Origin of the sequence: uncultured Clostridium sp. (genome assembly GCF_910588715.1) — a bacterium.
Classification (GTDB): domain Bacteria; phylum Bacillota; class Clostridia; order Clostridiales; family Clostridiaceae; genus Clostridium.
The window spans coordinates 31,138-44,241 of sequence record NZ_CAJURG010000004.1; the positions used below are offsets into that span (position 1 = coordinate 31,138).

Annotated in this window: 11 protein-coding genes and 1 other annotated feature; of the genes, 4 read left to right on the plus strand and 7 right to left on the minus strand. The window is 28.2% G+C overall.

All coding sequences use genetic code 11. From position 1 onward, the window contains the following. Positions 1–121: 121 nt before the first annotated feature. Positions 122–403, minus strand: coding sequence for a septation regulator SpoVG (gene spoVG, locus QZ321_RS08030; RefSeq protein ID WP_291740786.1), 282 nt, complete (start codon positions 401–403; stop codon positions 122–124). 133 nt (positions 404–536) lie between these two features. Then, positions 537–1,352 carry a pur operon repressor gene (gene purR, locus QZ321_RS08035; RefSeq protein ID WP_291740784.1) on the minus strand — a complete coding sequence of 272 codons (816 nt, stop codon included), beginning with the start codon at positions 1,350–1,352 and terminating at the stop codon, positions 537–539. 411 nt (positions 1,353–1,763) lie between these two features. Between purR and murC the strand changes: the two genes are divergently transcribed. Together murC and QZ321_RS08045 are read left to right on the plus strand one after the other, a co-directional pair. Continuing rightward, positions 1,764–3,152 carry a UDP-N-acetylmuramate--L-alanine ligase gene (gene murC, locus QZ321_RS08040; RefSeq protein ID WP_291750374.1) on the plus strand — a complete coding sequence of 463 codons (1,389 nt, stop codon included), beginning with the start codon at positions 1,764–1,766 and terminating at the stop codon, positions 3,150–3,152. Between the two features lie 13 nt (positions 3,153–3,165). Then, positions 3,166–3,984, plus strand: coding sequence for a purine-nucleoside phosphorylase (locus QZ321_RS08045; protein ID WP_291750372.1), 819 nt, complete (start codon positions 3,166–3,168; stop codon positions 3,982–3,984). 105 nt (positions 3,985–4,089) lie between these two features. Here the strand turns inward: QZ321_RS08045 and QZ321_RS08050 are convergent, their stop codons facing one another. Beyond that, a complete protein-coding gene (locus QZ321_RS08050) occupies positions 4,090–5,166 on the minus strand; it encodes a Xaa-Pro peptidase family protein (protein WP_291750370.1) in 1,077 nt (358 codons plus the stop codon). Between the two features lie 199 nt (positions 5,167–5,365). On the opposite strand from QZ321_RS08050, the gene QZ321_RS08055 reads away from it, so the two are divergent. Then, positions 5,366–6,064, plus strand: a complete 699-nt coding sequence (locus QZ321_RS08055; protein WP_291750368.1) for a metallophosphoesterase family protein — start codon at positions 5,366–5,368, stop codon at positions 6,062–6,064. Between the two features lie 85 nt (positions 6,065–6,149). Here the strand turns inward: QZ321_RS08055 and QZ321_RS08060 are convergent, their stop codons facing one another. Then, the gene (locus QZ321_RS08060; protein WP_291750366.1) at positions 6,150–6,872 is read right to left on the minus strand and encodes a cytochrome b5 domain-containing protein; all 723 of its coding nucleotides are present in this window, start codon (positions 6,870–6,872) and stop codon (positions 6,150–6,152) included. Between the two features lie 98 nt (positions 6,873–6,970). Then, positions 6,971–7,259 (plus strand) — a binding site (T-box leader). 73 nt (positions 7,260–7,332) lie between these two features. Between QZ321_RS08060 and asnS the strand changes: the two genes are divergently transcribed. Continuing rightward, complete coding sequence (gene asnS / locus QZ321_RS08065) at positions 7,333–8,727, plus strand: asparagine--tRNA ligase (RefSeq protein ID WP_294196566.1); 1,395 nt, start codon at positions 7,333–7,335, stop codon at positions 8,725–8,727. A 367-nt stretch (positions 8,728–9,094) separates the two neighbouring features. Here the strand turns inward: asnS and nrdG are convergent, their stop codons facing one another. From nrdG to nifV, 3 genes are read right to left on the minus strand one after another with little or no spacing between them, the layout of a single operon-like run. Next, positions 9,095–9,601: an anaerobic ribonucleoside-triphosphate reductase activating protein gene (nrdG, locus tag QZ321_RS08070; RefSeq protein WP_294196568.1), complete on the minus strand. Its 507-nt coding sequence runs from the start codon at positions 9,599–9,601 to the stop codon at positions 9,095–9,097. A 27-nt stretch (positions 9,602–9,628) separates the two neighbouring features. Beyond that, the gene (locus QZ321_RS08075; RefSeq protein ID WP_291748325.1) at positions 9,629–11,914 is read right to left on the minus strand and encodes a hydratase; all 2,286 of its coding nucleotides are present in this window, start codon (positions 11,912–11,914) and stop codon (positions 9,629–9,631) included. Positions 11,915–11,916: 2 nt separating this feature from the next. Next, positions 11,917–13,089, minus strand: coding sequence for a homocitrate synthase (gene nifV / locus QZ321_RS08080; protein WP_291748323.1), 1,173 nt, complete (start codon positions 13,087–13,089; stop codon positions 11,917–11,919). Positions 13,090–13,104 lie beyond the last annotated feature (15 nt).

Genomic DNA, 13,104 nt, shown 5'->3' on the forward strand with positions numbered 1-13,104 from the left:
ATTTTTAATTTTATTTCCCAATGTTCGTAAATATTTCTCATTTATTATATTTCATTAAATAAAGTATTTCAATAAAATAAGAGGAATATATACAAGTATATATTCCTCTTAACTTAAGCTGTTATTCACTCATAACAACGTTTTCTTCTTCTATTGCAGCTTCATATGCTTTTAAGATAGATGTTTGGATCTTTTCTCTAGTATCAGTGTTTATTGGATGAGCAATATCCTTAAACTCTCCATCTGGTGTTTTTCTACTTGGCATTGCAATGAATAAACCATTTTGTCCTTCAATAATTTTAATATCATGAACAACGAATTCATTATCAAATGTTATAGAAACTATAGCTTTCATTTTTCCTTCCGCTGCTATTTTTCTAATTCTAACGTCTGTTATTGTCATTTTATTACACCTCCAGTTGCTTTATAATAATATATTTCTATAAAAAGTTTAAAAATCCTTTTTTTTACTTTAATTTTTTTTATTTTTTTCTATTATTTTTTATAAAAATATTTTTGTGCAACTGAATTTATAATTATTTTATAAAAGATGATGGTCTAACGTTAAGCTTTTCTTCTTCTTTATTATATTCTAAATCAATAATTGAAATATAATCATTAGTTATTTTCTTTTCTATTCCAACATTATCAACAAGTACTCCTGTTCCAACAAGTTCACTATCAAACTCCTTTAAAAGGTCTCTAATTCCTTTAGCTGTTCCTCCACCTCTTAAAAAGTCATCTATAAATACACATTTACTTGATGATTTCATACACTTTTTAGCTAGAGCCATTTGTTGTATTCTTCCGCTTGTACCTGATACATAATTAATTGTAACTGTTGGTCCTTCTGTAACTTTATTATCTTTTCTTATTATTACTAATTCTATCCCCAAACTTTTAGCAACTTCGTAAGCTAATGGGATACCCTTTGTTTCGACAGTAACTATGTAATCTATATTCATATTTTGAAAATGAGATGCTAAAATAACTCCTGCCTTACTAACTATTTGAGGATTATACATTATATCTGTTAGATAAACAAAATTACCAGGTACAATTCTTCCTTCCTCTAATAAAGCCTCACATAATTCATTTGCAAAATCTTCCCTTGCTTTTGCTCCCATTGAAGGAATAAACTTAATTCCACCTGCTGCCCCTGCGATAGTTTCTATAGATCCCATATCTAACTTTTCTAATACTTCTCTAACAATCACTATATCTTCACTAATAGTTGATTTAGCGGCATTTAAAAGTTCTGAAAATCTATTTAAACCTATAACTTTATTAGGAACTTCCATTAATATCTTTGTAATAGCTACAACTCTATTGTTTCTACTTAATTTTTCCACTTTATTCACCTTCCTTATTTTTTCAAAAACACGAATTTTTTCAATTTATTTCATCCGAATATTCATATTTTATTCTATATTTTATACATTATCAATACTTTTTTAAGTTATTTATAATTAATTGCTAAATTAACTTTTTCTAATGCTATTAAAAAAATATATACTTTTATTTTAATATTTAAACGTCTTATAAATACGTAGTTTTACATTTGTAGTTTTGCTCTTTTTTTTAGTAAAATATTTTATATATTTTTTATTTTTTGTGTTCAACGTAGTAAATTTGTATATAATTATAAATATATATTTAAATTGAAAATACATTTTTTATATTTTAATCATAATTAATCTATATATCTTGTTAATTAAATATTTTTAAAATATTATATATAATAAAATAAAGGGGTTGATAAATTGTCTTTTGATCTTAATTCAAGTAAAAATAGAAAAGTACACTTTATTGGAATTGGCGGAGTAAGTATGAGCGGACTTGCTGCTGTTTTATTAACAAAAGGATATAAAGTATCTGGCTCTGATTCTAAAGAATCAGAAGTTCTAAACAAGCTTAGAAAATCTGGTGCTGAAATTTACATAGGGCATAAAGGAGAAAATCTTAAAAATGTAGATTTAGTAGTATATACTGCTGCAATTCCTCCTACTAATCCTGAAATAATTGAAGCAAAAAATAAAAATATAGAATTAATGGATAGAGCTGAATTTTTAGGTTATATAATGAAGGGACATAAATATAACGTTGCTGTTGCTGGAACTCATGGAAAAACAACAACAACTTCTATGTTATCTCACATAACAATGAATGCAAACTTAGATCCTACAATTTTAGTTGGAGGAGATGTTGATGCTATAAAGGGTAACTACAAAATTGGTGAAAGTGAATACTTTGTAACTGAAGCTTGTGAATATAAAGCATCATTTTTAAAATTCTATCCTTATATAGGAATAATTTTAAACATAGACGCAGATCATTTAGATTATTATAGAGATATAAATCATATCCAAGAAACATTTAAAAAGTTTGCTGATTTAATTCCATCTGACGGATATCTAATTGGTTGTGCAGAAGATTCAAGAGTATTAGAAGTTATTAATCATGCTAAATGTAATACTATAAGCTATGGTCTTACTAAAGGTGATATAACTGCAACTAATATTTCATTTAATAATAAAGGTTGTGCTAAATTTACAGTTTGCAAAAACGGAAATGACTTATTTGATGTAACTTTAAGTACAACTGGAAAACATAATATACTTAATGCTCTTGCAACTATATCTACATCTTTAGTATTAAATATTCCCAAAGAAGCTATAATAAGTGGGTTAGCAGAATGTAAGGGTGCTCATAAGAGATTTGAATATAAAGGTGAATTTAATGGAACTACTATAATAGATGATTATGCTCATCATCCTGTGGAAATAAAAGCAACATTATCTACAGCAAAACTTATTGATCATAATAAAACATATTGTGTATTCCAACCCCATACCTATACTAGAACAAAAACTCTTTTTGATGAATTTACAACTTGTTTTTCTTCTGCAGACGAGCTAATATTAATGGACATCTATGCTGCAAGAGAAAAGGATACAGGCTTAGTATCATCTGATGAACTTGGAGATGCTATAAGAAAAACAGGATTAAATTGTATAAATCTTCATAGCCATGAAGAAGTTGCAGACTATTTAGCATCAAAGGTACAACCTAAAGATTTAATTCTTACAGTTGGTGCAGGAGATGTTGTTAAAGTTGGAGAAATACTTTTAAATAAAACAAATGAAAAATAAAGAGGTGATTTTTATGGATTTATTAGCTCAAATTAAAGCTTCGGCTGATTTTATTTTAAAGCAAAGTAAATATAAACCAGAAATTGGATTGATACTTGGTTCTGGATTAGGTTCATTAGCAGATACTATTGAAGATGCAGAATACTATAACTATTCTGATATTCCTAATTTTCCCACTTCTACTGTGGAAGGTCATGCAGGTAGATTAGTTATTGGTAAGCTTGGAAACAAACAAGTTGTTGCAATGCAAGGAAGATTTCATTATTATGAAGGATATTCTTTAGAGAAAGTAACTTTTCCTGTAAGAGTAATGAAACTTTTAGGCGTTTCGAAACTTATAGTTACAAATGCTTGCGGAGCTGTTAATAAAGATTTTAATGCTGGAGATTTAATGGTTATTACTGACCATATTAATTTTTCTGGATCAAATCCTTTATTTGGACATAACTTAGATGAATTTGGGCCTAGATTCCCTGATATGTCTGAAGCTTATAATTTAGAACTTAGAAATAAAGTCTTAGAAGCAGGTAAAGAACTAGGAATAAAATTACAGCAAGGAGTATATGTAATGTTCTCGGGTCCTACTTACGAAACTCCAGCTGAAATAAAATTTGCAAAAATTATTGGTGGAGATGCTGTAGGAATGTCAACTGTTCCTGAAGTAATTGTTGCAAATCATTGTGGAATCAAAACAGCTGGTATTTCTTGCTTAACAAATATGGCAGCAGGAATATTAGATCAACCTTTAAATCATGAAGAGGTTATTGAGACTTCCGCTAGAGTTAAAAATGACTTTATAAAATTAATGAATAGAGTTATCGAAATAATATAAAAAATTAAAGCTACTTGCTATTAAAAAATTATCTTTTATTTATAAAAGACTATTAAATATTAGCATGTAGCTTTTTTATTTATAATAAAATTTATATTTATTTAATTATAAAACAGTAATTTCTTTAGTAACAGAATTTAATACTTCACATCCATCTTTAGTTACTAATACTAAGTCTTCAATTCTAACTCCAATGTTATCTTTAAGATAAATTCCTGGCTCTACTGAAAATATCATTCCTGATTTAACCTCAGCGTTATTTACAGAACTAACATTTCCAAAATCATGTACTTCAATTCCTATGCTATGTCCAGTTCTATGAGTGAAATATTCTCCATATCCAGCATCAGTAATTAAATTTCTAGCTGCTTTATCAATGTCAGAAAATCTAACGCCTTCTTTAATTATAGAAATTGCCTTTTCATTTGCGTTTTTTACTATATTATAAATTTCAGCATGTTCTTTGCTTGGTTCTTTTCCTATAAACACAGTTCTAGTCATGTCTGAACAGTAATTTTTATATTTCCCTCCAATATCTAAAACTACACTATCACCAATTTTTATTTTATCTTTTCCTGTACCATGATGTGGGTCAGAACCGTTAGGACTTGTTGCTATTATTGGTGAAAAAGAAAAACCTGATGATCCTTCTTCTTCATAAATTTCAGATAAAAGATTTGCATAATATTTTTCTGAAAAACCAGCTTTTAAGTTCTTCCATAATTTTAACATAACAGCATCATTTATCTTAGAAGCTTCTTTCATTATTTGTATTTCTTCTTCATCTTTTATCATTCTTAATGTATCTATTATTGGTGACGAATTAACAAATGTCGATACAACGTTTCTTCCCATAAGATCTATTAAAAAATGTGCTGGTAAATTTTTATCTACGCCTAATACCTCACTTTTTTTTACTATATTAGCTAATTTATCTATAGGATTTTCTATATCATCATACCAAATTATTTCTACTCCTAAATCCTCATGGATTGGAAATAGTTTATTTACTATAAATTTATGATTTCCTTTAGAATCTAAATATAAAGCAATTAATCTTTCTCCTGAATGAATCATCTTTCCTGTTAGATAAAATATGGATTCTGCAGAAGTAACTATTAATTGGGGAATATTATTTTCTTCCATCTTTTTTAATACTTTTATAATTCTAGAATTTTTCATTAGTAAAACCTCCAAATTATATACTTTTACCTTATAATTCTTATAATAACTTAAAATTTTTATATTATCCATAATTTAATTTATTACTTTTATCAATTTTTTTATTTATAGTGATATAATTATTTTATAAAATTTATCTCTATTTTTTGGTAATAGTAATATAAATAGTCAAATTTTAAGTAAATTGGAGGATAGTAAAATGAAAATAGCAGTTATATCAGATATTCATGGAAATATTTACGCACTAATGAAAGCATTTGAAGATATAGAGGAGCAAGGAGTTGATAAGGTCATTTGCTTAGGAGATTTAGTTGGATATGGTCCTCACCCAAATGAAGTTATAGCATTAATTAAAAGACGAGAAATCCCTTGTATAAAAGGAAATTACGACGCATCAGTTGTAGATGGTGACTATACTTATATTAGAAATACATCCATAAATTCATTTTCTTTACCTTGGACAAGTAATGAAGTTAGAATTGCAAATAAATATTTTTTAGATTCATTACCAACATCTCTTAAATATACATTTAATGGAGTAAAGTTTTTATTTACCCATGGAAGCCCTAACAAAATTACTGAGTATTTATTTGAAGATGCACCTAATACAATAAAAACTATGAGTAAGTTAGAAGATGATGTTTTAGTATGTGCTCATACTCATATCCCTTGTGCTAAAAAATATGGAGATAAATTACTAATTAATGTTGGTAGTATCGGAAAACCTAAAATAGGTAAACCAAATCCTACATATGCAATTATTGAAATTGAAGATAATGAAGAAGTTAAAGTTACTTTTAGATATTTAGAATATGAATTTAAAAGAATAGTTAAAGATTGTGCTATTTTAAAATTTCCATCAGAAATTACCTCTTCCTATGAAACTGGGAAAGAATAATATTACCCTTAAAACAACTCTAATAAGTAAACTAATAAACAAAAATGAAATATTATTCTTAAATAATATTTCATTTTTTATAATTTTATTTAATTATTTTTCCAACAACTTTTAATTTTTTTAATATATATTTCTCATCTTTATGGCATGTTTCAAAATATGCTGTTAAATCCTTTCCTGCACTTAAACCATAGTGTTTTCCATCAGACCATTGTACAATAGATGTAACATCATACACAATATCATTAATAACTATATATGCTAATGTTCCATCTTTTCCATCAAACTTACAAATATCTTCTATTCTATAACATCCAACTTCTTCTCTACTATTAGAATCAACCTTTATATCCTCAATACCATTATCCTTTTCTTCTCTCTTTTTATTTGCATCTAATATTCCTACAACTGGTGCATTCTTCATTATAGATAATTTATTTTCATGGCATTGGGCAAACTCTTTATCAAGAACCTTTCCTGCAGTTACTCCATAATGATTACCCCCACTCCATTTTGCTATAGATGTAACATCATAAACTGTTCCTCCAAGAGAAATATAAGCTTTTGCATCATTTTTACCATTATATTTAGCTAATTCACTAACAGTAAATACCTTTTGTGCTTGTACTTTCTTTACAGTAGTTTTAATCTTATTCTTTTCTTTATCTAAGTATTCTCCAACTTCATCAAATACTTTTTCCATTACTTTAATTATTGTTTCACAATACTCTTTTGGATATGTTTGTAGTAAATTTTTTAATTGATTAATTTCACAATATTTTTGTTGTAAAAAATCTTTTTTGCCCATTACTTCCTCCAAAAAACATTCTTTAAATATATATTATGAATTTAAGTTGCAAATGTTAGCAAAGTATTGTAAAATCGTATTAATAAAATTACAAAGTTTTACTGACTATGAAGAGAAGAGTAGCTTTTGAAGGTAGTTTTAGCGAGTAAGGAATGGTGTAAGCCTTATACGAAATCAACTGCGAAGAACATCTCTGAGTTTCTAACTGAACAAGTGAAAAATAATCATCTTTTCCTATGATCAAGATGTAATATAGACTAACCAAATTTAAATTTGGAGTCTCACTTAAGTAGGCTTAGACGGCTAAATGTCGTTATTAATTTACTAAGTGGCCTTTTTATAGGCAATTTGGGTGGTACCACGTAAGTAATTCCTTTCGTCCCATTTTTTATGGGATTAAAGGATTTTTTTATTGCTTTTTTTAATTATAAACAATATATTTTAAATCAGGAGGGTTATTATGGAAAAAGTAGTTTTAGTAAAATCACTTTATAGAAATACAGATGAATACTTATCTAAAGAAATATCAATTTCTGGATGGATAAGAACTTTAAGAGCATCTAATGCATTTGGATTTATTGAAGTAAATGATGGTTCTTTCTTTAAAAATATTCAAGTTGTTTTTGATAACAAATTAGAAAACTTTAAAGACATATCTAAATTGCCAATTAGTTCATCAATAAAAGTTATTGGTACTTTAGTTCCAACACCAGAAGCTAAGCAACCATTTGAAATTCAAGCAAAGGAAGTAATTATAGAAGGTATGTCAGATTCTGATTATCCACTACAAAAGAAAAGACATACTTTTGAATATTTAAGAAGCATAGCTCACTTAAGACCGAGAAGTAATGCTTTTTCAGCAGTATTTAGAGTTCGTTCTGTTGCTGCTTATGCTATCCACAAATTCTTCCAAGACCAAGGTTTTGTATACACAAATACACCAATTTTAACTGGAAGTGACTGTGAAGGTGCAGGTGAAATGTTTAAAGTTACTACTTTAGACTTTGATAATGTTCCAAGAAATGAAGATGGAAAAATTAATTATAAAGAAGATTTCTTTGGTAAAGAAACAAACCTTACAGTATCTGGACAATTAAATGGAGAATCATTTGCATTAGCGTTTAGAAATATTTATACTTTTGGTCCAACTTTCAGAGCTGAAAATTCAAATACAGCTAGACATGCTGCTGAATTCTGGATGGTTGAACCTGAAATAGCATTTGCTGATTTACAAGATGACATGGAATTAGCTGAAGGAATGTTAAAATACGTTATTAAATACGTTATGGATGAATGTCCTGAAGAAATGGCGTTCTTTAATCAATTCGTTGAAAAAGGTTTATTAGATAAATTAAATCATATAGTAACTTCTGATTTTGGAAAAGTTACTTACACTGAAGCAGTTGAAATATTAAAAAATTGTGGAAAATCATTTGAATATCCAGTTGAATGGGGTGTAGACCTTCAAACTGAACATGAAAGATATTTAACAGAAGAAGTATTTAAAAGACCAGTTTTTGTTACTGACTATCCAAAAGATATTAAAGCATTTTATATGAGACTTAATGATGATGGAAAGACAGTTGCAGCAACTGACTGTTTAGTTCCTGGTATAGGAGAAATCATAGGTGGGAGTCAAAGAGAAGAAAGACTTGATGTTTTAAAAGCTAGAATGGCTGAATTAGGTCTTAATGAAGAAGATTACTGGTGGTACTTAGAACTTAGAAAATACGGTGAAACTAAACATGCAGGATTTGGATTAGGATTTGAGAGATTAATAATGTATATTACTGGTATGTCAAATATAAGAGACGTTATTCCATTTCCAAGAACAACTGGTCAATCTGATTTCTAATAATGAAATTAGAGTTGTATCATATTAAAAATTTTTAATATGATACAACTCCTTTTTTATATAGAATTTTTACTAATATAATTTATAGAAAGCTATTTTGATGAAATACTTTTTACTTATATAACTTTTATTTATAATATATAAAAGTTTTTTATATAATCTCTTTTTATGAATTTGCTTTAAAAAATCTCTAAACAATAGTTTCTTTAAATATTATTTTTAAAATTATTTTTTAATTTTTTATATTTAAGTTGAATAAAAAACTTAAATTAGGTACATAATTATAATGTAAATATAAAACCTGTAAATACACAGGTTCCCATCCCCCCATTATAAAAAAAAGCGCTTATGCGCTTTTTTTTATTTTTTATCCTATAACAACTATTTCTCCTGACTCTAAACTTTTTTTCACATCAATTATTCTTTGATTACTTGAACCCTTAAATTTCAATCCTTCTTTTTTATTATTTATTTCAAACTTACCATCAACTAACACATCTATATTATTTAATAGATCTTTTATTGATTTATCTAATTCCATCTTTTTTAGAAGATCTTCGAACTTATATCCTGTATAACACCATATATTTAAATTAGAACTTTTAAATATATTTGCCATATAAGAAAAACTGTGAGCTTGTTCTATTGGATCACCACCACTAAAAGTTACTCCCTTTAATAAAGGATTATCTAAAACATCCTTTATTAATTCATCCATATCCATAATTTCGCCTCCATCAAAATTATGTGTTTCTGGATTAAAGCACCCCTTGCAATTATGTTTACATCCTTGTGCAAAAAATACTCTTCTCATTCCAGGCCCATTTACTAAACTTTCATAAGCTATACCGGCCAATCTCACAGTTTTTTTCATTTTTAACCCTCCAAAAATATTATAATTTTAAGCTTTATAATAATTAATTAGACAGCCTTTTAATATAATTTCCCTCTCATCATCTGTAAGGTCACCTAATTTTAATTCAAATTCTTTCATTTTTTTATTAACTACATATGCTTTTATAGATGATTTTTTATTCTTAATTGTATCTATTATATTAGGAATAAATAAATAATCTCCATTTTCAAAGCAAAGTTCTTTATCAAGAATAAATGGAATCATACCCCAATTTATTAAATTTGATCTATATCTTTTAGTAGCATATTCTTTTGCTATATTTGCCCAACCACCTAATACCTTTTGGCATGATGCTGCTTGTTCACGAGCAGACCCATCACCAGGCTTTACTGCATAAATAGTACTTCCTATTCCTGTATTCTCATTATTAATACCATTAAATACTTCCTTAATTGATGTAAATATAGATGATAATTCATTAACTGCATCAATTGGTGATTGATTTGCTATTCTTACTTTTTCAGCTCTTTGAATATTTTTAGCTTTTCCAACATATTCTGGATCTTTACGTGATAATGTAAATTCAGCTAATCCTAATGGATTAGAACGATACGATGAAGTTTCTCCTGATGGAATTAATTCATCAGTTGTAGTAACTGGGTCATTAATTACAGAAACTACTTTTAATAATAAATTATCAGTTAAAGCTGACATTTTAGGCCAATCTACTATATTAGGTCCAAATTTAATTTCTACTGATGAATTTTCTTTTCCAATACCATTATAAACACGTTTTTCATAAATAGATTTATCAAAATAATACTTTGGTTTTGTAAAATTAACATCTATATCCGTTGCTGCTATTAAGTATCCCTTGTTGGCAGCTGTTGCTGCAATAGACCTAGCATCCATTAATGCAACTGATGCAATTTGTCCATTTGTTATTTTTGAACCTTCTCTATTAGGAAAATTTCTTGTTGAATGACGTATGCTTAATCCATTATTAGCTGGAACATCACCAGCTCCAAAACATGGGCCACAAAAAGCTGTACGAACAGTAGCACCTGTAGCCATAATATCTGCAATCTTGCCATTTTTAATAAGTTCCATAAATACTGGTTGTGATGCCGGATAAACACTTAATGAAAATTCATCACTTCCTATTGACCTTCCTTTTAAAATATCTGCTGCATCACATATGTTTTCAAATCCTCCACCTGCACAACCTGCAATTACGCCTTGTTCTACATAAAGCTTACCATTATGAATTTTATCTCTCAATGTAAATTTAACTTTATTATCTAAACTAATTCCAGCTTTCTTTTCAACATCTGCTAATATATCATTTAAATTTGAATTTAATTCTTCTATGCTGTAAACATTGCTTGGATGGAATGGCATAGCTATCATTGGCTTGATCTTAGCTAAATCAACATATATCATTCCATCATAGTATGCTACACTTCCTGGATTTAATTCCTTATAATCATCTACTCTTCCGTGAATATCATAAAACTCTTTTATTTTATTATCAGTTTTCCATATAGATGATAAACATGTTGTTTCAGTAGTCATAACATCAATACCAATTCTAAAGTCAACACTTAAATTAGAAACTCCATCACCTACAAACTCCATTACCTTGTTATTAACATATCCATTTTCAAAAACTGCTCCAATAATGGCTAAAGCAATATCTTGTGGGCCAACTCCTCTTTGCGGTGTTCCTGTTAAATACACTCCTATTACTTCCGGCTTATTAATATCATAAGTTTTACACAATAATTGTTTAACTATTTCAGGGCCACCTTCCCCAATGGCCATAGTTCCTAATGCACCATAACGAGTATGGCTATCAGAACCTAATATCATTTTCCCACAGCTTGCCATCATTTCTCTAGCAAATTGATGAATTACTGCTTGATGGGGTGGAACATATATTCCGCCATATTTTTTGGCACAAGAAAGTCCAAACATGTGGTCATCTTCATTTATCGTTCCTCCAACTGCACATAAACTATTATGACAATTTGTTAAAACATATGGCACAGGAAATCTCTCTAAGCCTGATGCTCTTGCTGTTTGAATTATTCCAACAAAAGTAATATCATGAGATACTAATTTATCAAACTTTATTTTTAATTTTTCCATATTATTTGAAGTATTATGTTCTTTTAAAATATTATAAGCAATTGTATTTTTTTTAGCTCTTTCTTTATCTACATAGTTATTACCTAATTTATTTTTTAATATTAAATCAATATTTTTAGAATCCTCTATTATCTCCTTATTATTAATAAGGTAAACACCATTTGAAAATAATTTTATCATCTTTAATTCTCCTTACTATTTTCTTGATTTAACCTTTTGTATTCTTTATAAAGTTTAACTAATTCCTTATCAAATAGTGTTCTTTTTAATCTAACAGAAGTAGCTCTTATCATTTCTAATATTCCCTTTGCCTCTTCTTCATTTAAATTAATATTATATTCTTTAAACTTGTTTATTACTCCTGCTTTACCTGAATGTTTTCCTATTACAATTTGTCTTTGCAATCCTACAACATCAGGATCAAAAGCTTCATAAGTTTTTGGATTCTTTATTGCACCATCTGCATGTATACCTGATTCATGAGCAAACATATTATCTCCAACTATGGCTTTCCAAATAGGAAGCTCCCTACCAGCTGCTTGAGCAACATACTCTGAAACTTCCCTAAACATTTTTGTATTTACATCAGCTTTATAATCATAAACATATATAAGTGCCATCAAAACTTCTTCTAATGCTGCATTTCCTGCTCTTTCACCAAGTCCATTTACAGTTACCCCAACGTGATTTGCTCCTCCTAATATTCCAGCAATAGCATTTGCAGTAGCCATTCCAAAATCATTATGAGTATGCATTTCTATATCAAAAGCTGTCTTTTTATATAATTCTTCAATATTTTTTCTTATAGAAAATGGCTCCATTATTCCCACTGTATCACAATATCTAAACCTATCAGCTCCTGCTTTCTTAGCTTCATTAATAAATTCTACTAAAAATTCATTATTAGCTCTTGAAGCATCTTCACCATTTACCGATACATATAAACCGTTTTTCTTTGCAAATTCAACTGATTTAATCATGTTTTCTAATACCCATTCTCTTGATGTTCTAAGTTTATGCTTAATATGAATATCAGATACCGAAACAGAAATTGCTACTGCATCAACTCCACAATCTATGGATTCTTCAATATCACTAATAACTGCTCTATTCCAAGCCATTATACTCTTTCTTCCATTATTTCTTTTTACAATTCGTTTAATAGCTTCTTTTTCATCTCCACCCATGGTAGGAATTCCCACTTCTAATTGATCAACTCCAAGATCACTTAACATATCTGCAATAATGACTTTTTCATCATTTGCAAAAACAACACCTGCAGTTTGTTCTCCATCTCTAAGAGTTGTATCAACTATATATATTTTTTTATTTTCATCCCCAACTGTAATAGCCATTTTTTTACCCCCTTT